This is a genomic window from Sphingomonas sp. Leaf22, from assembly GCF_001421715.1.
Taxonomy (GTDB): domain Bacteria; phylum Pseudomonadota; class Alphaproteobacteria; order Sphingomonadales; family Sphingomonadaceae; genus Sphingomonas.
Genome location: NZ_LMKP01000012.1, coordinates 272,902 through 294,428 on the forward strand (window position 1 = coordinate 272,902; position 21,527 = coordinate 294,428).

The window sequence follows — 21,527 nt, forward strand, 5'->3', positions numbered from 1 at the left end:
AGCGTATACGAAGATTCAAAAATACTAAAGGATTACCAACGCACTACGGCGGCACCCCAGGTGAAACCACCGCCCATCGCCTCCAGCACGACGATGTCGCCGCGCTTGATCCGTCCGTCGCGGGTGGCGACGTCGAGCGCGAGCGGAACCGATGCGGCCGAGGTGTTGGCGTGCATGTCGACGGTCACCACGACCTTTTCCCGCGGCAGGCCCAGCTTGCGCGCCGTTGCGTCGAGGATGCGGGCATTGGCCTGGTGCGGCACGACCCAGTCGACATCGTCGGCGGTCAGGCCCGCCAGTTCGAGCGATTCACCCATGACGGTGGCCAGATTGACCACCGCATGGCGGAACACTTCCTTGCCCTTCATGCGCAGCTTGCCGACCGTGCCGGTCGTCGACGGACCGCCATCGACATAGAGCAGGCCATTGTGCCGGCCATCGGCGTGAAGGCGGGTCGCGAGAATGCCCTGCGGCGCGTCGCCACCGGTTTCACGTGCCTCGAGAACGATCGCACCCGCGCCGTCGCCGAACAGGACGCAGGTGGTGCGGTCCTGCCAGTCGAGGAGGCGGCTGAATGTCTCGGCTCCGATCACTAATGCCCGGTGGTGGATACCGGTGCGCAGCATCGCATCGGCGACCTGCACGGCATAGAGAAAGCCCGAGCACACCGCCGCCACATCGAACGCGACGCAGTCGTCGATGCCGAGCATCGCCTGCACCTTCGTCGCGGTCGCCGGGAAGGTCTGGTCGGGGGTGGCGGTCGCCAGCACGATCAGGTCGATCGCCTGCGCTTCGATCCCGGCAGCGGCGATGGCGGCGCGGGCGGCATCGGCGGCGAGCGTCCCGGTCGTCTCATGCTCGGCGGCGATATGGCGGAAGCGGATGCCGGTCCGTTCGACGATCCATTCGTCGGACGTATCGACCTGTTCGGCCAGTTCGGCATTCGACACCCGCCGGGCAGGGAGCGCGGAACCGGTGCCGGTGACGACCGAACGGATCATGCCGCGCGCGCCTCGATCGCCGCGAGATCGCTGGCGATGCTGCGGGTCAGGTCGTCGCGCACCATCTTGGCCGCGACCTGGATCGCGTTCGAAATGCCGGCTTCGTTGGCGCTGCCATGGCTTTTGACCACCAGCCCGTTGAGGCCGAGAAAGACCGCGCCGTTGTGGTTGTTGGGATCGAGGTGATGGCGCAGCAATTCGGTCGCCGGGCGCGAGATCAGGAACCCGATCTTCGACCGGATCGACGAACGGAAGGCGCGCTTGAGCAGGTCGGCGACGAATCGCGCGGTGCCCTCGGCGGTCTTCAGCGCGATATTGCCCGAAAAGCCGTCACAAACGACGACATCGACCTGTCCGCGCGACAGGCGATCGCCCTCGATATAGCCCGAAAAGGTCATCGGCAAATGCGGCGAGGCGCGCAGGATCGCTGCTGCTTCCCGGACGCTGTCGATGCCCTTCAGCTCCTCGGTGCCGATGTTCAGCAGCGCGACGCGGGGCGATTCGAGGTCGAGCGCGGTGCGGGCATAGGCCGCCCCCATCACCGCGAACTGGACGAGGTTGCGGGCATCGCACTCGGCATTGGCGCCGAGGTCGAGCATGACGAGGTCATTGTCGCCGAGACTGGGCAGCAACGCCGCCAGTGCCGGGCGATCGATGCCCGGCATGGTGCGCAGCGCCAGCTTCGCCATCGCCATCAGCGCGCCGGTATTGCCCGCCGACACCGCAGCGGCGGCACGGCCCTGCTTCACCAGCCCGATGGCGACGCCCATCGACGTCGTCTTGGCCCGGCGAATCGCCTGGCTGGGCTTGTCCGACGATCCGACGACTTCGGGGGCGTGGACGATTTCCGACGCGGCGGACAGGTTCGGGTGCGATTCGAGTCCGGCACGAATCGCCGCTTCGTCCCCGACCAGCAGGAACCGCATCGATTCGTGGCGGCGTCGCGCATGGGCGACGCCCGCCAGCATGGTGGCAAGCCCTTCGTCACCGCCCATCGCGTCGATGGCGATCCAGGACCCGTCAGCCATGCGTGCTTCCCTGTCCGGTCCGGCGGTTACGCTTCGACCGAGACGACTTCGCGACCGTTATAATGGCCGCAGGCGTTGCACAGGTTGTGCGGACGCTTCAGTTCGCCACAGTTCGGGCATTCCTGGAACGATTCGACGCTCAGCGAATCGTGGCTGCGACGCATACCGCGCTTGGAGGGCGAGGTCTTTCTCTTGGGAACTGCCATTTCGGCACCTTTATCACTTGGGTATCGGTTGGTTTCACCACCAACTGACGACGCGGCCCAGGCAAGTGCCCGACCGCTTTCCGCGACCGGCGACCCGCCGGACCGGCAGACAGGCTGGTCGCGAAGCGAACCGCGCCTATAGCGTTTTCGAGCGGGGTTGCAAGCTTCGGGTTGGATTCAGCGCCCAGCGCGATGCCGATCTCTCCGCGTCATCCCAGCGAAGGCTGGGATCTCCCGGTGACGGTTCGGGACAGGAGCCGCGCAAGACCCCAGCCTGCGCTGGGGTGACGAACTTCAGGAAGGGCAGCCTTATATAAGGTGACGCTATCCCGCCAGCACCTTGTCACCGACAAATGGATTCGTCGCCCGCTCATGGCCGAAGGTACTGCCCGGACCATGGCCCGGCACGAACGCGATATCGTCGCCCAGCGGCCACAGCTTCGTCACGACCGAATCGATCAGCGCCTGTGTATCCGACAGCGGAAAGTCGGTGCGACCGATCGATCCCTGGAACAGGACGTCGCCGACCAGCGCGAATTTGGCGTCGGCGTGATGGAAGATAACATGGCCGGGGGTGTGGCCGGGGGTCTCGTACACCGCGAAGCTGGCCTCGCCGACGGTGACGGTGTCGCCCTCGACCAGCCAGCGATCGGGTTCGAACGGGACGCCGCGCAGGCCCCAGCGTTTGCCGTCCTCGTCCAGCCGCGCGATCCAGAACCGGTCGGCCTCGTGCGGCCCCTCGATCGGTACGCCCAGTTGCTCGGCGAGCGGCTTGGCCTCGCCGCAATGATCGATATGCCCGTGGGTGAGCAGGATCTTTTCGATTCGCACGCCATGGTGCTCGGCAGCGGCGAGCAGGCGCGGCAGGTCGCCGCCGGGATCGACGAAGGCGCCGCGCATCGTCGTGGTACACCAGAGCAGCGTGCAATTCTGCTGGAGCGGCGTCACCGGGATGATCGCCGCGCGGATCGGGGATGGGGTCATGCCCGTGCCTTACCGCCGAATACCGTACCGACAAAGCGCGGTTCGACGCTTGCCCCGCGCGGCGGCAAACGGCAAGCGTGGGCGATGTTCGATACGACCCGGCCTTTCGTGCTGTTCGACGATGCCCGGCCGGGCGGCTCGGGCAAGCTGTATCGCGCGCCGTCCCGCATCATTCGTGCCGATCACGTCGGCGAGGTGGCGGCGGCGCTGGCCGACTTGTCGACCGCGATCGGCGAAGGCGCGTCGGTCGCGGGTTATCTCCAGTATGAAGCCGGGGCAGCACTGGTGCCGGGGCTGCGGATGCGCAGCGGTACTGCGCCGTTGCTGTGGTTCGGCGTCTTCGCCGCGGCCGAAACGGTCGACGTCGCCGCTGCCTTGCCCGACCCGCAGGGCGCATGGATCGGCGAGGTCGAGCCGGCGATCGATGCCGATCGCTACACGGCACAATGCACCACCGTCCTCGACCTGATCGCGGCGGGCGACCTGTATCAGGCGAACCTGACCTTCGGCGCGCAGGTGCCGGTCGCGGGCCATCCGCTGGCGCTGTATGCCGCGATTCGGCCGTGCGCGGCGGCGGGGCATGGCGCGGTGGTGTGGACCGGCGAGGACTGGATTCTCTCCTTCTCGCCCGAACTGTTCTTTGCGGTCGACGGGCGGCGCATCACCGCGCGGCCGATGAAGGGCACCGCCGCGCGCGATCCCGATCCGGCGCGCGATGCCGCCGCCGCGCGCGCACTGGCCGCCGATCCCAAGCAGCGCGCCGAAAATCTGATGATCGTCGACCTGATGCGCAACGACCTGTCGCAGGTCAGCGTCGCGGGCAGCGTGCACGTGCCCGAGCGATTCGTCGTCGAAACCTATCCGAGCATCCATCAGATGGTGTCGTCGGTCACCGCCGACCTGCTGCCCGACCGGAATGGGGTCGATGCGCTGGCGGCGCTGTTCCCGTGCGGGTCGATCACCGGCGCGCCCAAGAAGCGGGCGATGGAGGCGATCGACGGTATCGAGGATCGCGCGCGCGGCATCTATACCGGGGCGATCGGCTGGATCAACGGCACTGGCGACGCGTCATTCAACGTCGCGATCCGCACGCTGCATCTGGCACCCGAAGGCGCCCATGCGACGCTGGGGCTGGGATCGGGGATCGTCGCCGATTCGCGCGCCGCCGACGAATGGTCCGAATGTCTCGCCAAGGCACGGTTCCTGAACCTGCCGCCGGCGCGCTACGATCTGGTCGAAACGATGGCGTTCGATCCGCTGGAGGGGATCGCCCTGCTCGAAGGGCATATCGCCCGCCTGACGCAAAGCGCGCGGCGGCTGGGCTTCGCGTTCGATCGCCATGCGACGCGCAACGAATTGCAGGCGGCGACCTTTCGCCTGCGCAATCCGTCGCGCATCCGGCTGTTGCTGTCGCGATCGGGCGCGATCTCGGTCGATGTCACGCCGCTGCCGACGCTGCCCGCCGGGCCGGTCCTGGTGGCGGTCGCGCCGCTGCCGCTGGCCGCGACCGACCTGCGCATCGCCCACAAGACCAGCGACCGGCGCTTCTGGCCCGCGCCGCCGCCGGGCTGTTTCGAAACGATCTTCACCCGCGCCGATGGCGAGGTGACCGAGGGCAGCTTCACCTCGATCTTCGTCCGGCGGGAGGAGGGCGGGCAGCTGCTGACCCCGCCGCTCGATCGGGGATTGTTGCCGGGGGTGCTGCGCGCCGAACTGATCGCGCGCGGCGATGCGGTCGAAATGCCGCTGACGCCGGCCGATCTTGCGCAAGGATTTTACATCGGCAACGCCGTTCGCGGATTGATTGATGCGCGGCTGGTTGCGGCGGGGGAACGGGGCGGCTAAGGGCGCGGCACCTGTTCCTTCTCAGCATCGGACGTCCCATGAAGCCCTCCGCCGCGCTCGACCGCATCAATCCGTCGCCGACCCTCGCCATCACGTCGAAGGTGCTCGAACTGAAGCGGCAGGGCGTCGACGTCATCGGGCTGGGCGCGGGCGAACCCGATTTCGACACACCCGATTTCGTCAAGGAAGCCGCGATCGAGGCGATTCGCGCCGGCAAGACGAAATACACCAATGTCGACGGCACCGCCGAGCTGAAGGACGCGATCATCGCGAAGTTCAAGCGCGACAACGGCCTGACCTACGCCGCGAATCAGGTCAGCGTGAATGTCGGCGGCAAGCACACGTTGTTCAACGCGCTGGTCGCGACGGTCGACGCCGGCGATGAAGTGATCGTGCCGGCCCCCTATTGGGTCAGCTATCCCGACGTCGTCCAGTTCGCGGGCGGCACGCCGGTGTTCATCGCCGCCGGGGCCGACCAGCAGTACAAGATCACGCCCGAACAGCTCGACGCCGCGATCACCGAACGCACCAAGTGGGTGATCCTGAATTCGCCGTCCAACCCGACCGGTGCCGGCTATACCCGCGCCGAACTGCGCGAACTGGGCAAGGTTCTGGAACGGCATCCGCATGTCTGGATCTTTGCCGACGATATGTACGAGCATATCGTCTATCCGGGATTCGAATTCGCGACGATCGCGGAGGTGAACCCGACGCTGTACGATCGCACGCTGACCGTGAACGGCTGTTCGAAAGCCTATGCGATGACCGGCTGGCGGATCGGCTATGCCGGCGGCGCGGCATGGCTGATCAAGGCGATCGCCAAGCTGCAGTCGCAATCGACCTCCAACCCGTGTTCGATCGCACAGGCGGCGGCCGTCGCCGCGCTGAACGGCGACCAGTCGTTCCTTGCCGAGCGCAATGCCGCGTTCCAGCGTCGCCGCGACATGGTCGTCGCCGAACTGAATGCGATCGACGGCGTGACCTGTCCGATGCCCGAGGGTGCCTTCTACGTCTATCCCGACCTGTCGGGGCTGATCGGCACGTCGACGCCCGCGGGCCGGCGGATCGCCACCGACGAGGATTTCGTCGGTTATCTGCTGGAGGATGCGAAGGTCGCGGCGGTGCAGGGCGCGGCGTTCGGCCTCTCGCCGGCGATGCGGATCAGCTATGCGACGTCGGATGCATTGCTGCGCGAGGCTTGTGCGCGTATCCGTACCGCGTGCGCCGCGCTGAAGTAACCACCGAGTAGAAAGAGACTATTAGGCCTTTTTGATCTATCGCGACTTTGGTTGCGATAGTGAGGACGGCTTGCTCGATCTTTCCACAATGTACGTCATGGTTTCGCTGGCATCGATCGTTGCCGGCATCATCCATGTCGTTCCGTGGGCGACCGGGCGGTTCGACAACTGGGCCGCATGGTGGGGGTTCGGGCATATCCTGCTCGGTGTCACCGCGGCCGGCGCGGTGTTCCGCGATATGGGTGGTGGCGACTATATCGTCTGGCTGGGCAACCCGCTGGCAGTGGTCGCCTATGCCGCGATCTTCATCGGCCTGCGCACCTTCGCCTATCCGGACGGCAGCAACCGGCTGATCCTCGCGGCGGCGCTGGTCGCGGCGACTCCGCTGTTCTTCTCGGTCCGGATCGAGGAACTCGGGTTCCGGGTCGGGTATCTCAGCAGCCTGCGCGCGCTGTTCGACCTTGCCATCGTGCTGACCGCGATCCGGCTGGCGCGGCGTGAATCGCTGCATACCGCGTGGATCGTCGTCGCGCTGTTCGCGCCGACCGTACCGCTGTTCGTCGCGCGATCATGGTCGGCGTATCATGGCGATATCGGCACCAGCCTGACGGGCATGAAACACGGGCTGGGGGCGTGGCTGACCGTGCTGCCGATCTCGTTCATCATGTTCCGCGGCGTGTCGCTGCTGACGATGGATGCCGAGCGCGGGCATCAGGCGCTGTCGGCGCTGCTCGAACGCGATCCGCTGACCAATGCCTATAACCGTGCCGGGTTCGACCGGCGGCTGGCGCGGTGGCGGGGCGGGGGCGCGGTGCTGATGATCGACCTCGACCATTTCAAGCCGTTGAACGATCGCTGCGGCCATGCGGTGGGCGATGCCGCGCTGGTCGCGCTGGTCCGCGCGACGACGGCGGCCTTGCCCGACGGGGGGCGGGTGTTTCGCTGGGGCGGCGACGAATTCGTGTGCGTCCTGCCCGATGCCGATCAGGCGGGGGCCGATGCCACCGCCGCCGCCATCGCCGTCCGCTATGCCCATGCGATGACGGGAATCGTGCCGGGCGACCTGCCCGTCGCGCTCAGCATCGGTACCGCGGTCGGGACGCTCGACCATATCACCGACCTGATCGTCGCCGCCGACCACGACATGTATGCCGTCAAGCAGCGCAACCGCACCAAAATGCCGGTCGTGCAACGCAGCGTTTCCGAAATCCACCCCGTCATCGACTTGATTTCGCACCCGCAACATGGTTGAGGCTGTGCAGGAGATGAACGGACGCGCCAGCATCGGTTCACCGCCCCCAACTATATCTTGCCGCTGAAGAACGGGTCGCCCGCCGCCATGGCGATCGACCCGCTGCCGCGCACCATCCGGGTGTGCGGCCGGGCAAGAGGATGAGACAGATGACCGCCAAGCGCACCGGATTCCTTCGCCATTTCGTCAGCGGCTTCGCCATGGGCGCCGTCGCGCTGTTCGCGGTGCAGATCGCCGATCCGAGCGATGCGAAGTCGGTCCGTTCCGCACCGGCGGTCGTCGAACGCATCGGTTGATCTGGCGGGGCGCACGGTCGCGCCCCATCTTTGGTCGGTCCGCGTCGAGGAACCGACCATGAAACCCCTGCTACCTCTGTCGATCGGTGCCATCGGCCTTGCTGCCGCACTGACGATCCAGCCCGCCACCGCCGAACGCGCGGTGCCGGTCCCCGCCATCGCCAGCGATGTTCCCGCCAGCCCCGGCGCTGCCACCGCTGTGCTGGCGGGTGGCTGTTTCTGGGGCATGGAGGCGGTGTTCGAACGGGTGAAGGGCGTGCGATCGGTCGTCAGCGGCTATGCCGGCGGCACCCGCGCTACCGCCACCTACGACCAGGTATCGACCGAACGCACCGGTCATGCAGAGGCGATTCGCATCACCTACGACCCGCGCGTCGTCAGCTATGGCACGTTGCTGCGCCTGTATTTCTCGGTCGCGCACGATCCGACGCAGGTCGACGGCCAATATCCCGATCGCGGCCCCAGCTATCGCTCGGCGATCTTTGCGCAGACCCCCGAGCAGGCGGCGGTGGCGCGCCGCTATATCGCGCAACTGACCCGGGCGAAGGCGTTCCCCAAGCCGATCGCGACGAAGGTCGAGACGGGTGCCTTCTACCCCGCCGAAGCCGGTCATCAGGACTTCGCACGGCGAAACCCGTCGCATCCGTATATCGTGCGGTGGGACAAGCCGAAGGTCGCGGCGGCACGGGCGGCGTATCCGGGGCTGGTTGGGTAGAAGAAGATTCGGTTTCACGCGGAGACGCGGAGCAGTTGCGTTCGCTGCAACTGGATCGCGCAGCGATCAATCCTCTCGATCGCTGCCATGAAATGGAAGGTTCCGCTGACGCGGAACCGCGGGAAGCCGCAACCTCCTCCGCGCCTCCGCGCCTCCGCGCGAACCACTCTTCTTACAGCAACCCCAGCGCCATCAACTCCCCGACGAGACGCGGCGGCAACGCGTCCGCGCCCGTGCCCTCGCCACCCAGATCGGCGGGCGCGTCGGCCTCCTCCAGATAGCGCCACCCCTGATGCGCCCGCTTGGGTCGCGCCTCGACCAGCACCAGTTTCGGCCCCAGATGGATCGCAACGCGGCCACCCTCGGCCTCGCCGAAGCCGAGGATCGGCGAGCGCGCGACCAGCCGGTGCTTCAGGATCCAGAACAGCGACCCGCCCTCGATCTCGGCGGCGCGTTTCGGCAGATAGCGGGTGGTCAGCGCCCCGCCCTCGGCATGGCGCGCGGCCAGCCGTTCGGCGAGTTGTTCGACCGATTCGATGGCGAACGCGACTTTGGTGAGATGCAGCGGCACGCGACCCACATGGGAAGCGCAGTCGCGTGCCTCAAGCTGTCAGTCCGCTGACCGTCGCAAGGCCGAGAAACACCAGAAACCCCATCGAATCGGTGGTCATCGTCACGAAGATCGACGACGCGACCGCCGGATCGGCATTGAACCGGTCGAGCGTCAGCGGCACGAACACCCCGGCAAAGCCGGCGATGACGACGTTCAGCAGCATCGCCGTGCCGATCACCGCCCCCAGTTGCGGGTTGCCGAACCATAGCGTCACGCCGGTGCCGATCAGCGCGGCGACGGTCAGGCCGTTCATCAGCGCGATCACCATCTCGCGCCGGATCGCGCGCAGCGTGTTCGACTGGGTCAGCTGATTGGTGGCCAGCGCGCGGACGGTGACCGCCATGGTCTGCGTCCCCGCATTGCCGCCCAGACCCGCGACGATCGGCATCAGCGCCGCCAGCGTCACCATCCGGTCGATCGTCGCCCCGAATGCGCCGATGATCGTCGCGGGCAACAGCGCGGTGATCAGATTGGTAATCAGCCAGCGCACGCGCGCCTTGTACGAATCGCGGATCGGTTCGTTGATGTCGCCTTCGCCCGCGCCCGACAGCAGCAGCGCGTCCTCGCCCGCCTCGGCCTGGATGATGTGGACGACGTCGTCGACGGTAATCATGCCGACCAGCCGCCCGCTGCCATCGACCACCGCCGCGGAGATCAGCGCGTATTTCTGGAAACGGAGCGCGACTTCTTCCTGATCCATGTCGACCGGGATCAGCGTCTGTTCGCGCGCCATCACGTCGCCGATCGCGACGTCGCGCGGCGTCCGCAGAATCCACGACAACTGACAGGTGCCGATCGGCTTGTGCGCCGGATCGACCACAAAGATTTCCCAGAAATCGGTGGTCAGCACCTCGTCGGCACGCAGATAGTCGAGCGCGTCGCCGACGCTCCAATGCTCGGGCACCGCGACCAGTTCGCGCTGCATCAACCGGCCGGCGGATTCCTCCGGGTAGGACAGTGCCTCCTCGATTGCCGCGCGATCGTCGGGGTCGAGCGCGCGCAGCACCGCGCGCTGATCGGCATCGTCGAGATCCTCGATGATCGCGACCGCGTCGTCGGTGTCGAGCTGTGCGGCGAGATCGGCGACCTGCGTCGCGGTCAGCGCGTCGATGACCGCATCGCGCACCCAGTCGTTCATCTCGGCGAGCACGTCGCCGTTCAGCCGCTCGGCGATCGCCGCCGCCAGTGCCGCGCGCTGTTCGCCCGGCACCAGTTCGAACAGATCGGCGAGATCGGCAGGGTGGAGCGGCTCGACCAGCTCGCGCGCCGCCTCGTCGTCGCCGCGATCGACCGCTTCGCAAACGGCGCGGACGAATTCGGGCTTCAGCCGGTCGTCCTCGTCCAGTTCGCTGGTCGTTTCGGGAAGGTCGAGTTCGGTCATGGGTGCAACCCTCCTGCCACGTGCGTCCGGCCGCTGTAGCCATGCTGCACCGCCGTGCAAACCCTGTGCGGTTGCCAGTGCCGTTCCGGCACCCTAGCTAGGCGCGACTTTCAAGGAGCTTTCAATGGCCGATACCCCCAGCACGCTCGTGATGACGCTCGACACGGGCGAAGTACGGATCAAGCTGCGCCCCGATCTGGCGCCCAACCACGTCGAACGCATCGTCAAGCTTGCCGATTCGGGCTTTTACGACGGCGTGGTGTTCCACCGCGTGATCGACGGCTTCATGGCGCAGGGCGGCGACGGCGGTCGCGGCGACGGCACCGGCGGGTCGAAGGAACCGAACCTCAAGCAGGAATTCAACGCCGAACCGCATGTGCGCGGCGTGTGTTCGATGGCGCGGACGCAGGACCCGAACTCGGCCAACAGCCAGTTTTTCATCTGCCTCGACGATGCGACCTTCCTCGACCGTCAGTACACGGTGTGGGGCGTGGTCGAGAGCGGCATGGACGCCGTCGACGCGCTGCCCAAGGGCGAACCGCCCCGCAACCCCGGCAAGATCGTGACCGCACGTAGCGAAGCGTAAGCGGTTTGCTCCCCCGTCCGTCATTCCGGCGCAGGCCGGAATCCACGGATGGGGGAACGGCAGCGATCGTTCGATAGCGCCCGACACAATGGATTCCGGCCTCCGCCGGAATGACGCCTTTGCTGTAAATCCCTTCGTCATTCCCGCGTAGGCGGGAATCCATTGCCGCTGACGGTCCGGTTCGATCGCCGAGGTCGGCGTGTATGGACCCCCGCCTTCGCGGGGGTGACGACGGGGGAGGCAACCTCCATCCGTCATTCCGGCGCAGGCCGGAATCCACGGACGGGGGGGACGGCAGCGATCGTTCGATAGCGTCCGACACAATGGATTCCGGCCTTCGCCGGAATGACGGGGGGGCGGCGAAGGCGCTCCCGACCCTACTCCGCCGGCGCGCCCAGCGCCTGCACCAGCCAGTCGTGGAACAGCTTCACCGGTCGCTGCTGCAACATGCGCGGGCGGCACACGAACCAGTGGCTATAGGTCGAATCGACCGCCCGATCGAACAGCGGCACCAGCCGGTCGTCGCGCGCCGTTTCGAAATGCGATTCGAGCATGAAGGCGACGCCAAGCCCCTGCGCCGCCGCCTCCAGCATCAATGTGCCCGAATCGAACCGGTCGATCGCGGCGGGCTCGAGATCGGGCAGGCCCGCGGCGTGCATCCAGTCGGAAAAGGTGTCGGGCATGTCGCGGTGGATCAATGCGGTATGCTGCGCCAGTTGCGCGGGATCGGTGATCGGCGACCGGTCGATCAACGCCCGTCCGGCAATGGCATAGACACGGTTCCGATCGAGCCGCCGGGCATAGAGCGCCGGGTCGATCGCATGGTCGAGCACGATCGCGACGTCGATCCCTTCGCCCAGCCGTCCCAACCCATGATGCGCGGTGTCGAAATCGAGATGCAGTTCGGGATGCTGGTCGTGCAGGTCGCCCATGCGCGGCATCAGCCGCTGGATCGCGAACAGCGGCAGCACGCCCAGCCGCAGGCGCAGCACGGTGACCGCGCCCGACATTTGTTCGACCGCATCGGACAGGGTGTCGAGCGCGCCCGACAACAGCGTCAGCAACCGTTCGCCATCGTCGTTCAGGCGCAATGCCTGATGCCGTCGTTCGAACAGAGGTTTGCCGATGAAGCGTTCGAGTGCCTGCACCCGGCGGCTGAGCGCGGGCGACGACAGCGCCAGTTCGTCGGCGGCAAGTTTGACCGAGCCGAGGCGTGCGACGTGCACGAATGCTTCGATGGCGGTCAATGGCGGAAGGCGACGCATCCGATACCCTAACTTCGTTGCGGTGCGATACAGGCTGCACCCCGATCGCCCGTATGGCAACTGCCGACCGGTGACGTGTTGCAGAATCTGCAATATCGATTGCTTCGTTCGCACTTGCACAAAAATACGCTGCGCCGCAATTAGAGCAGGCCTTTCAGGCATCCTCTCCTAAAAACTTTCCGGCCGGTCCTTTGCGACCGGCCTTTTTTTTCGTCTTGTTGCCGGCGGCGCACCGCCCATATCCGCCGTTCAATTGCGTTGAGCATGGCGGGAATAGATGGCGGACAGCGAAACAGGCGGGCGGCGGTTGCAGGTGGCGAATGCCCGGCCAGAGGATAGCGGACGCGGCATCGCCCATTTGCCCCGCTCGGTCATGGCCCTGCTCGGCATCAACGAAGGCGACGTGGTCGAGATCGTCGGCAAGAAGACGACGCCCGCGCGCGCCATCGCCCCCTATCCCGAGGATGAAGGCCTCGACATCGTCCGCATCGACGGGTTGCAGCGCGCCAATGCCGGCGTCGGGTCGGGCGATCAGGTCGAGGTCCGCAAAGCCGAATCGCGCCCGGCCACCCGCGTCGTCTTCGCACCCGCACAGCAAAATTTGCGGCTGCAGGGGTCGTCGAACGCGCTCAAGCGCACCTTTTTCGGGCGGCCGCTGTGTCAGGGCGATATCGTCGCCACCACCGGCCATCAGCGCGTCGACAATCTGTCGCCCAATGTCCGCCGCTATGTGAACGCCCCCGCCTTTTCGTTGCAGGAAATCCGCCTCCTCGTCGTCTCGGCGACGCCCAAGGGCGTGGTCCATATCGACGAATCGACCGAGATCGAACTCCGCTCGGAATATGAGACGCCGCGCGAGACGCGCCGGGCCGACGTCACCTATGACGATATCGGCGGCATGGGACAGACGATCGACCAGTTGCGCGAGATGGTCGAATTGCCGCTGCGCTATCCCGAACTCTTCCAGCGGCTTGGCGTCGATCCGCCCAAGGGCGTGTTGCTGCACGGGCCGCCCGGCACCGGCAAGACGCGGCTGGCACGCGCCGTCGCCAATGAGTCCGATGCCGAATTCTTCCTGATCAACGGTCCCGAAATCATGGGGTCGGCCTATGGCGAGTCGGAAAAGCGGCTGCGCGAAGTGTTCGAGGAGGCGACGAAGGCATCGCCGTCGATCGTGTTCATCGACGAGATCGATTCGATCGCGCCGAAACGCGGGCAGGTGTCGGGCGAGGCCGAAAAGCGGCTGGTCGCGCAGTTGCTGACGCTGATGGACGGGCTCGAATCGCGTGCCAACATCGTCGTCATCGCCGCGACCAATCGGCCCGAGGCGATCGACGAAGCACTGCGCCGGCCGGGCCGGTTCGACCGCGAGATCGTGGTCGGGGTGCCCGACGAACGCGGACGGCGCGAGATTCTGGGCATCCACACCCGCGGTATGCCGCTCGACGAGCATGTCGACCTCGGCGAGCTGTCGCGCACCACCTATGGTTTCGTCGGTGCCGATCTGGCGGCGCTGACCCGCGAGGCGGCCATCGATTCGGTGCGGCGGATCATGCCGCGCATCGACCTGTCGGCGGGCACGATCCCGCAGGACGTGCTCGACAGCCTGTCGGTCACCCGCGACGATTTCGTCGAGGCGCTGAAGCGGGTGCAGCCAAGCGCCATGCGCGAGGTGATGGTGCAGGCCCCGACCGTCCGCTGGGACGATGTCGGCGGTCTCGACGATGCGCAGATGAAGCTGAAAGAAGGCGTCGAACTGCCGCTCAAGTCGCCGGAATCCTTCCGCCGGCTCGGCATCCGGCCGGCCAAGGGCTTTTTGCTCTATGGCCCGCCCGGCACCGGCAAGACGCTGTTGGCGAAAGCGGTCGCGCGCGAGGCGGAGGCGAATTTCATCGCCACCAAATCGAGCGACCTGCTGTCGAAATGGTATGGCGAGAGCGAGCAGCAGATTGCCCGCCTGTTCGCCCGCGCGCGGCAGGTCGCGCCGACGGTCATCTTCATCGACGAACTCGATTCGCTGGTGCCCGCGCGTGGCGGTGGCCTTGGCGAACCGCAGGTGACCGAGCGGGTCGTGAACACGATCCTCGCGGAGATGGACGGGCTGGAGGAACTGCAATCCGTGGTGGTAATCGGCGCGACCAACCGGCCGAACATGGTCGATCCCGCATTGCTGCGTCCCGGCCGCTTCGACGAACTGATTTATGTCGGCGTGCCCGACCGGGCAGGGCGCGCGCGCATTCTCGGCATCCAGACGCAGAAGATGCCGCTGGCCGACGATGTCGATCTGGATGTGGTCGCCGGCCGGACCGACCGGTTCACCGGTGCCGATCTGGAGGATGTGGTCCGCCGTGCCGGCCTGTTCGCGCTGCGGGAATCGCTGGATACGCGCGCGGTGACGATGGCGCATTTCGAATCCGCACTTGGGGAGTCGCGCGCATCGGTGACGCCGGAGATGGAGGAGGAATATCGCGCCATGTCGTCGCGGCTGAAGCAGGATGCGCTGTCCATCCAGCCGCTGGGCTTCATCGCGCCGGGCATGGTCGAGGGGCGCGGTCCGAAGGGATAGCCCCCGCCGCGCGTCACGCCGGAGCCGGTTCGGAGTGACGCGACGACCCGTCCGGACCCGTCATCGCGATCGTACCGGAATGAGGCGGGGCGCGTACCTGCGACGGACCGCGCAACCGATATGCTTGCAAGTTGGTTTCGCTTTTGCGACGACGCGAAGACCATGGCCGCCCGGCCATCCGTTCGAGGATTTCCATGACGACGAGTTCCAACGCCGCGACCCGACGGAAGCCGCGCGGCGTACCATCGCCGGCCGGCATTTTCCTGCGTGGGTTCGTGAAGCATCCGGTCATGGTCGGGTCGGTCATCCCGTCGTCGAACCGCCTGATCCGCAAGATGCTCGGCCCGATCGACTGGGCCACGGCCAAGGTGGTGGTCGAATATGGCCCCGGCGTCGGCACCTTCTGCCGCCCGATCCTGCAACGCCTCGCTCCCGATGCGCAGTTGATCGTCATCGATACCAACCCCGATTTCATCGACTACCTCAACGCGACGATCCTCGATTCGCGGTTCTCGGCGGTCCATGGGTCGGCGGCGGACGTCGAACGGATCGTCGCCGATCATGGGCAGCCCCATGCCGATTACGTGCTGTCCGGCCTGCCATTCTCGACGTTGCCCGCCGGAGTCGGTGACGACATCGCCGCGGCGACGCAGGCGGTGCTGCGGCCGGGCGGCGCGTTCCTCGTCTATCAGTTCAATCCGCGCGTCCGTGACTTTCTCGACCGCCAATTCGCGCGGATCGATCACGACATGGAATGGTGGAACATGCCGCCCGCCCAATTGTGGTGGGCGTGGAAGGACTGACGTCGTAGCCATTCGCGGCTCCGGTGCGTTGACGCCGCAATGACTTCGACCGCCGCGCCCGTCGCCTGGATCAACGCGATCGCCACCGCGACGCCCGACCACGATATCCATCACGCGTTTATCGACTGGGCACGCGAGCGACTGTCGCCGCGCGAGGCGCGGCTGTTCGACCGGATGGTCGAGCGGGCCGGCATCGGACGTCGCTGGTCGGTGCTGCCGGTCGGCAGCGATGGCGGATCGCCGGTCGCGGCCGGTGGCTTCTATGCCGATGCGATGCCGGGCACCGCCGCCCGGATGCGCATCTATGCCGAAGCCGCCCCGGCGCTGGCGCTGTCGGCGATCGACCGCCTTTCGGCCCGCACCCCGCTCGGCGATGTCACCCATCTGGTCGTGGCGAGCTGCACCGGTTTCGTCGCGCCAGGCATCGATCAGATCGTCGCCGCGCGGCTCGGCCTGCCGTCCACCACCGAACGGTTGCTGATCGGGTTCATGGGCTGTTACGCCGCCGTCGCCGCATTGCGCAGCGCCCGCCATATCGTCCGGTCCGAACCCGATGCGCGGGTGCTGGTACTGACGGTCGAACTGTCGACGCTGCACCTGCAACCGGCCGTCACCCTCGAACCGTTGCTGGCGATGCTGCAATTCGGCGACGGTGCGGCGGCGGCGTTGGTCACCCGCGATCCGAGTGGCCTCGCGATCGAAACGCCGTTCGCCGCCGCCCTGCCCGATTCGGCCGACCTGATCCGCTGGGACATCACCGATGCCGGTTTCGCGATGCATCTGTCGGGTGAGGTGCCCGGCCGCATCGCTGCCGCGCTCACCGATCCGGGGTTTGCGGCGGCGGCGACCGGTGGGCGGTCGCTCAGCGACGTCGACGGCTGGGCGGTCCATGCCGGCGGGCGGTCGATCCTCGACGCCGTCGAACGCAGCCTGTCGCTGTCGCCCGATGCGCTGGACGCGTCGCGCGGGGTGCTGGCCGCGAACGGCAACATGTCGTCGGCGACGCTGATGTTCGTGCTGGCGGAACTGCTGGCCGGACCGCCGGTGTCGAGTGGCATCGCGCTGGCCTTCGGTCCCGGCCTTGCCGCCGAAGGGTTCGGCTTCCGGAGCGCGGCATGAGCTTTGCGCGCGTCGATGCCGAGGAGGCGATGGACGATCCCGCGCTTGACCCCGCCGTCTATGCCGCGGTGCTGCGCGATCTGGCGCGGGTCAACCGGGTGACGATGGCGGCGCGACCGACGCTCGCCTTCCTATCGGTCATCGCCAAGCGCGGTGATCGGCTGAAACTGCTCGATGTCGGCTATGGCGATGGCGACATGCTGCGCCGCATTGCCCGCTGGGCGGCGGCACGGGGCGTCGAGGCGGAACTGGTCGGCATCGACCTGAACCCGCGCAGCGAAACCATCGCCCGCGCCGATACGCCTGCCGATCTGGCCATAACCTATCGCACCGGCGATTATGCCGGTCTGGCGGGGCAGGGCTGGGACGTGATCGTCTCCAGCCTCGTCGCGCATCACATGACCCATGACCAGCTCGTCGTGTTCTTGCGGTTCATGGAGGCACAGGCGACGCGCGGCTGGTTCGTCAACGACCTGCACCGCCATCGGTTCGCCCATCGCGGCTATCCGTTGCTGGCGACGCTGATGCGCTGGCACCCGATCGTGCGTGCCGACGGGACGCTGTCGATCGCGCGTTCCTATCGACCGGCCGAATGGTCGCCGATCCTTGCCGAAGCAGGGATTGCGGACGCGCAGGTGCGGCGGTATTTTCCGTTCCGGCTATGCGTCGAACGTCGGCGCTGATCGCGGGCGGCGGCCCGGCCGGCGCGGTCGCGGCGCTGCTGCTGGCGCGGCATGGCGCGGCACCGGTCCTGCTGGAGCGGTCGCGCGGCACGCCCGACGCGCTGTGCGGCGGCTTCCTGTCGTGGCGGACGCTGGCGTCGCTCCGCCAGATCGGGGTCGAACCGGACGGCCATGTCGTGCGGCGGGTGGTGCTGTTCGCGGGCGGTCGCCGGTCCGAATCCCCCTTGCCGGCACCCGCGATCGGCCTGTCGCGGCGACGGCTCGATGCGTTCCTGCTCGAAGCGGCGCAGGCGGCGGGGGCGGGCGTCGAGCGTGGCGTGACGATCCGGTCGGCGGAGGGACGCACGCTGCACACCGGCGATGGTGCCACGGTCGTCGGCGAGACGCTGTTCCTCGCCACCGGCAAGCATGACCTGCGCGGGGCGATGCGCGATGCCGATCCCGGTGCCGATCCGGCGATGGGGGTGCGGGTCCGGCTGGGACCGCATCCGGCGCTGACCCGGCTGGTCGGCGATGCGATCGAACTGCACGCCTTTGCCGGCGGCTATGGCGGGCTGGTCGCGCAGGAGGATGGCAGCGCCAATCTGTGCATGGCGCTGCGCCGGTCGCGGCTGCGCGCGGCGGGCGATCTGCCGGCGTTGCTGCGGGTGCTGGCGGTCGAATGTCCGGCGCTCGGCGAACGGCTGGCCTATATCGGCGAAACTCCGACGATCGATGCCATCGCCAACGTCCCCTATGGCTGGCGCGCGCGCGCGACCGAAACGGGCGTCTATCGGCTGGGCGATCAGGCGGGAGTGATCCCCTCGCTCGCCGGCGAAGGCATGGGGATCGCTATCGCCAGCGCGATCCGCGCGGTGGCGGCGTGGCAGCGTCAGGGCGCGGCGGGGGCGATCGGCTATCAGCACGATCTGGCCCGTGCGCTGCGCCGTCCGATCCTGCTGGCGGGGCTGCTCAGGACGCTGGCCGAGGACCGGCGGGGCAGCACGCTGTTACTGGCCGGAGGGCGGGTGCCATGGCTGGTCGGCCGGGCGGCGGCATGGACCCGCGTCGATCAGATGCCGGCATACCAGTCGTAACCGGCGACATCCTCCCAGAACCCGCCCTTGCCACCCGCAATCGGGTTCAGCGCGGCGACCGCCTCGATCCGCTCGACATATTTGGCGTGTTTATAGCCCAGTTGCCGCTCGACCCGCAGCCGGAGCGGCGCGCCGTTCGGCACCCCCAGCAGCCGGTCGTTGAGCGCCCAAGCCAGGATCGTCTGTGGGTGAAACGCGTCGATCAGGTCGATCGATTCGTAATAGCGTCGCCCGCCGATCGCATCGGCGCAGTGAAACACCAGATAGCGGGCATCGGGCCGCAGCCCCGCGAGGTCGAGAATGCGCGACAGCCGCGGCCCGGTCCATTTGCCGATCGCGCTCCACCCCTCGACACAATCATGGCGCGTGATCTGCTGGCGCGACGGCATCGACCGGATCTGGTCGAGGCGGAGCGACAGCGGCCGCGCGACCAGCCCGTCGACCGTCACCCGCCAATCGGCGAAGCGGTTCGCGGCATGGGCGTTATAGTCGGGCGTGTTGGGATTGTTGGTGCCATTGGCGCGAAACACCGGCGACCGCTGATCCGGCCGATATTCGACCGCCAGCGCGTCACGCGCGGTGATCGCGCGTTGCAGCCCGCGATGCGCGACCTCCGCTCCGCCGAGCAGTGTCTGGGCGGCGGGTAGCTGCGCCACCCGGTCGCACGCCGCCACCAGCCCGCCGGCACCGACCACCAGCGCGGATCGCCGCGACAAGATCCGGCTCATTCGGGCACCCGCCAGCGACCGGTGACCATCGACCGCACCTCGTTCACCGCTCCGGCCAGGATCACCAGCACCAGATGGACGATGACGAACAGGGTGATGCCGCTGGCCGCAAGGAAATGGACCGACCGCGCCGACTGTCGCCCGCCGAGCAGGTCCAACACCCACGGAAACGCCGCGTTCAGCCCCGGCGACATCGCGATCCCGGTCAGGATCGCGAGCGGCAACAGGCCGAAGATCACCAGCACATAGCTGAGTTTCTGGAGCACGTTATAGTCACCCGGCGCTTCCGGATCATGGAAGCGGAACGCCAGATGCGCGCGGATATCGGCAGCCACATGCCGCCGCGACAATTCGCCCCGCCGGATCGCCAGGTCGCGCTGGAAATGGCGGTTGATCAGGCTGACGATCATATAGGCCAGCAACCCGAAGCCCAGCACCAGCGCAAAGGTCAGATGCCAGTTACGCGCCAGCGCCAGATTATAGGTCTGCGGAATCGTGACCCACCCCGGAAACCGGTCGAAGGTCAGCCAGGCGGCATCGAAGTTCGCGCCATAGCGTCCCCAATAAAGCCGGGGATGCGCGTTCAGGATCATCAGCCCGCTGCCGATCAGGATGATGACCGCCACCGCATTGACCCAATGCCACAGCCGTGTGGCCAGCCGGTGGCGATAGATGTTCTGCGCCGTCATGACCCGACCCTAGGCCCGATCGCCGCCGATGCGAAGCACGCTTGCGTCGATGGTGCGCATCGTGCGTTGGGGACGGGCATGACCGATTTCCATTCCTATGCGCCGGCCGACGGCCATCGCCTGCCCCATGATCCGTTCAACGCGATCGTCGCGCCGCGCCCGATCGGCTGGATCGCCAGCGTGTCGGAGCAGGGAAAACGCAATCTCGCCCCCTACAGTTTCTTCAACGCCTTCAACTATCATCCGCCGATCATCGGCTTCGCATCGACCGGGGCCAAGGACACGCTCGCCAATGTCCGCGCGACCGGTGAGTTTGTCTGGAACCTCGCGACGCGGGCGCAGGCGGAGGCGATGAACGCGACGTCGGCAATGACCGAAGCCGACGAATTCACGCTCGCCGGCCTCGACACCGTGCCGTCGCTGACCGTCGCCCCGCCGCGCGTCGCCGGATCGCCGGTCCAGTTCGAATGCCGCAAGACGCAGATCGTCCGCCTGACCGATCATGCGGGCGATGAGATCGATACGTGGCTGGTGCTCGGCGAAGTGGTGCAGGTCCATATCGACCCGGCGCTGCTGGAGGACGGCATCTACCGCACCGAACGCGCGCATCCGATCCTGCGCGGCGGCGGGGCGGGGGATTATTTCGAACCCGGCGAACGCTTCGACATGCGCCGGCCGCGCTGAGGTTCAGCGATAGGCGCGGACGAAGAAGACTACCGTCACGCTGAACGTCACCAGCAGCGTCCACGCCCGGATCTGCCCCGGCGTCAGCCGCGCGCCCAGCTTCGCGCCCAGCCATCCGCCGAGGATGCCGCCGAGGATCATCGGAATGCAGGCCGCCCACATGACCATCCCGCAGGCGACGAACACGATCGCCGCCGCGCTGTTGGCGGTGGCCAGCATCAGCGTGCGCGGCGCGGCCATCGACTGGACGCTCTGCCCGGCCAGCAGGCCATAGGTCGCGGTGACCATCATGCCGACGCCGCCGCCGAAATAGCCGCCATAGATCCCCAGCAGCACTTGCGCGACGACCAGCGTCGCCGGCCCGATCGTGACCCGGTCATGCAGCCAGTCCGCCGCCCGCCGCCCGACCGCAATGGCGAGGAACGCGACCAGCAACAGCCATGGCACGATCACGTCGAACAGGCTGCTGGGCGTCCACACCAGCAACAGGCTGCCGAGCAGCCCGGAGACGAAGGTAATGCTGGCAAGCAACCGGATCGGCAGCCCGCCGAGCGGCCCTAGACCCCGGCGATAGGCCCATGCGCTGGCGATCGCGCCGGGTTGCAGCGCGACGTTGGAGGTCGCGTTGGCGATCGATCCGGGCAGGCCCAGCCCGATCAGCGCCGGCATCGTCGCAAAGGTACCGCCCCCGGCCAGCGCATTCATCGCGCCGCCGAGCACACCGGCACCGGCGGCAAGGGCAAGGGAGGTCACGTCCAGCATCGTCGCG

At 67.3% G+C, this 21,527-nt stretch carries 22 protein-coding genes; 12 read left to right on the forward strand and 10 right to left on the reverse strand.

Features of this window, described 5'->3' with window-relative positions; translation table 11 throughout:
- Nucleotides 1–32 precede the first annotated feature (32 nt).
- The 4 genes from ASE70_RS07955 to ASE70_RS07970 form a co-directional block, all read right to left on the reverse strand.
- A complete protein-coding gene (locus ASE70_RS07955) occupies nucleotides 33–1,001 on the reverse strand; it encodes a beta-ketoacyl-ACP synthase III (protein WP_056503209.1) in 969 nt (322 codons plus the stop codon).
- The gene (gene plsX / locus ASE70_RS07960; RefSeq protein ID WP_055998921.1) at nucleotides 998–2,029 is read right to left on the reverse strand and encodes a phosphate acyltransferase PlsX; all 1,032 of its coding nucleotides are present in this window, start codon (nucleotides 2,027–2,029) and stop codon (nucleotides 998–1,000) included. The genes ASE70_RS07955 and plsX overlap by 4 nt, the downstream gene beginning before the upstream one ends.
- A gap of 26 nt (nucleotides 2,030–2,055) precedes the next feature.
- The gene (rpmF, locus tag ASE70_RS07965) at nucleotides 2,056–2,235 is read right to left on the reverse strand and encodes a 50S ribosomal protein L32 (RefSeq protein WP_055762192.1); all 180 of its coding nucleotides are present in this window, start codon (nucleotides 2,233–2,235) and stop codon (nucleotides 2,056–2,058) included.
- A 324-nt stretch (nucleotides 2,236–2,559) separates the two neighbouring features.
- Entirely contained in the window at nucleotides 2,560–3,219 is a 660-nt protein-coding gene (locus ASE70_RS07970; protein WP_056395928.1) for an MBL fold metallo-hydrolase, read from the reverse strand.
- A gap of 84 nt (nucleotides 3,220–3,303) precedes the next feature.
- Here ASE70_RS07970 and pabB point away from each other — a divergent pair, with 84 nt between their 5' ends.
- The 5 genes from pabB to msrA all read left to right on the forward strand — a co-directional run bounded on the left by pabB (nucleotide 3,304) and on the right by msrA (nucleotide 8,565).
- On the forward strand, nucleotides 3,304–5,064 hold the full coding sequence (gene pabB / locus ASE70_RS07975) for an aminodeoxychorismate synthase component I (protein WP_056395931.1): 1,761 nt from the start codon (nucleotides 3,304–3,306) through the stop codon (nucleotides 5,062–5,064).
- A gap of 38 nt (nucleotides 5,065–5,102) precedes the next feature.
- A complete protein-coding gene (locus ASE70_RS07980; protein ID WP_056395934.1) occupies nucleotides 5,103–6,302 on the forward strand; it encodes a pyridoxal phosphate-dependent aminotransferase in 1,200 nt (399 codons plus the stop codon).
- A gap of 88 nt (nucleotides 6,303–6,390) precedes the next feature.
- Nucleotides 6,391–7,554 carry a GGDEF domain-containing protein gene (locus tag ASE70_RS07985; protein ID WP_056395937.1) on the forward strand — a complete coding sequence of 388 codons (1,164 nt, stop codon included), beginning with the start codon at nucleotides 6,391–6,393 and terminating at the stop codon, nucleotides 7,552–7,554.
- A 149-nt stretch (nucleotides 7,555–7,703) separates the two neighbouring features.
- Nucleotides 7,704–7,850, forward strand: a complete 147-nt coding sequence (locus ASE70_RS19560) for a hypothetical protein (protein WP_156347291.1) — start codon at nucleotides 7,704–7,706, stop codon at nucleotides 7,848–7,850.
- Nucleotides 7,851–7,908: 58 nt separating this feature from the next.
- Nucleotides 7,909–8,565: a peptide-methionine (S)-S-oxide reductase MsrA gene (msrA, locus tag ASE70_RS07990; RefSeq protein ID WP_056395940.1), complete on the forward strand. Its 657-nt coding sequence runs from the start codon at nucleotides 7,909–7,911 to the stop codon at nucleotides 8,563–8,565.
- Nucleotides 8,566–8,737: 172 nt separating this feature from the next.
- Here msrA and ASE70_RS07995 read toward each other — a convergent pair whose 3' ends face one another.
- The gene (locus ASE70_RS07995; RefSeq protein ID WP_056503215.1) at nucleotides 8,738–9,136 is read right to left on the reverse strand and encodes a DUF1489 family protein; all 399 of its coding nucleotides are present in this window, start codon (nucleotides 9,134–9,136) and stop codon (nucleotides 8,738–8,740) included.
- Nucleotides 9,137–9,167: 31 nt separating this feature from the next.
- Nucleotides 9,168–10,559, reverse strand: a complete 1,392-nt coding sequence (mgtE, locus tag ASE70_RS08000) for a magnesium transporter (RefSeq protein ID WP_056395947.1) — start codon at nucleotides 10,557–10,559, stop codon at nucleotides 9,168–9,170.
- Between the two features lie 124 nt (nucleotides 10,560–10,683).
- Between mgtE and ASE70_RS08005 the strand changes: the two genes are divergently transcribed.
- Nucleotides 10,684–11,145, forward strand: a complete 462-nt coding sequence (locus ASE70_RS08005) for a peptidylprolyl isomerase (protein ID WP_055998934.1) — start codon at nucleotides 10,684–10,686, stop codon at nucleotides 11,143–11,145.
- A gap of 377 nt (nucleotides 11,146–11,522) precedes the next feature.
- On the opposite strand, the gene ASE70_RS08010 is transcribed toward ASE70_RS08005, so the two are convergent.
- Nucleotides 11,523–12,410, reverse strand: a complete 888-nt coding sequence (locus ASE70_RS08010) for a LysR substrate-binding domain-containing protein (RefSeq protein ID WP_056395950.1) — start codon at nucleotides 12,408–12,410, stop codon at nucleotides 11,523–11,525.
- 277 nt (nucleotides 12,411–12,687) lie between these two features.
- Here ASE70_RS08010 and ASE70_RS08015 point away from each other — a divergent pair, with 277 nt between their 5' ends.
- The 5 genes from ASE70_RS08015 (at nucleotide 12,688) to ASE70_RS08035 (ending at nucleotide 18,657) form a co-directional block, all read left to right on the forward strand.
- On the forward strand, nucleotides 12,688–14,976 hold the full coding sequence (locus ASE70_RS08015; RefSeq protein ID WP_056503218.1) for a CDC48 family AAA ATPase: 2,289 nt from the start codon (nucleotides 12,688–12,690) through the stop codon (nucleotides 14,974–14,976).
- Nucleotides 14,977–15,170: 194 nt separating this feature from the next.
- A complete protein-coding gene (locus ASE70_RS08020) occupies nucleotides 15,171–15,779 on the forward strand; it encodes a class I SAM-dependent methyltransferase (RefSeq protein WP_056395956.1) in 609 nt (202 codons plus the stop codon).
- A 39-nt stretch (nucleotides 15,780–15,818) separates the two neighbouring features.
- Nucleotides 15,819–16,898, forward strand: coding sequence for a type III polyketide synthase (locus tag ASE70_RS08025; RefSeq protein ID WP_056503222.1), 1,080 nt, complete (start codon nucleotides 15,819–15,821; stop codon nucleotides 16,896–16,898).
- The gene (locus tag ASE70_RS08030; RefSeq protein WP_056503225.1) at nucleotides 16,895–17,581 is read left to right on the forward strand and encodes a methyltransferase domain-containing protein; all 687 of its coding nucleotides are present in this window, start codon (nucleotides 16,895–16,897) and stop codon (nucleotides 17,579–17,581) included. The genes ASE70_RS08025 and ASE70_RS08030 overlap by 4 nt, the downstream gene beginning before the upstream one ends.
- Nucleotides 17,560–18,657 (forward strand): NAD(P)/FAD-dependent oxidoreductase, encoded by a 1,098-nt coding sequence (locus tag ASE70_RS08035; RefSeq protein WP_056503228.1) that lies wholly within the window; start codon nucleotides 17,560–17,562, stop codon nucleotides 18,655–18,657. Before ASE70_RS08030 ends, ASE70_RS08035 begins: the two co-directional genes overlap by 22 nt.
- Here the strand turns inward: ASE70_RS08035 and ASE70_RS08040 are convergent.
- Together ASE70_RS08040 and ASE70_RS08045 are read right to left on the reverse strand one after the other, a co-directional pair.
- Complete coding sequence (locus ASE70_RS08040) at nucleotides 18,633–19,385, reverse strand: molybdopterin-dependent oxidoreductase (RefSeq protein ID WP_056503232.1); 753 nt, start codon at nucleotides 19,383–19,385, stop codon at nucleotides 18,633–18,635. The two genes, ASE70_RS08035 and ASE70_RS08040, sit on opposite strands and share 25 nt — an antisense overlap.
- The gene (locus tag ASE70_RS08045; RefSeq protein WP_056503236.1) at nucleotides 19,382–20,074 is read right to left on the reverse strand and encodes a cytochrome b/b6 domain-containing protein; all 693 of its coding nucleotides are present in this window, start codon (nucleotides 20,072–20,074) and stop codon (nucleotides 19,382–19,384) included. Before ASE70_RS08045 ends, ASE70_RS08040 begins: the two co-directional genes overlap by 4 nt.
- Nucleotides 20,075–20,152: 78 nt before the next feature.
- On the opposite strand from ASE70_RS08045, the gene ASE70_RS08050 reads away from it, so the two are divergent.
- Nucleotides 20,153–20,758, forward strand: a complete 606-nt coding sequence (locus ASE70_RS08050; RefSeq protein WP_056503239.1) for a flavin reductase family protein — start codon at nucleotides 20,153–20,155, stop codon at nucleotides 20,756–20,758.
- Between the two features lie 3 nt (nucleotides 20,759–20,761).
- Here the strand turns inward: ASE70_RS08050 and ASE70_RS08055 are convergent, their stop codons facing one another.
- Complete coding sequence (locus ASE70_RS08055) at nucleotides 20,762–21,520, reverse strand: TSUP family transporter (protein WP_056503242.1); 759 nt, start codon at nucleotides 21,518–21,520, stop codon at nucleotides 20,762–20,764.
- Nucleotides 21,521–21,527: the final 7 nt, after the last annotated feature.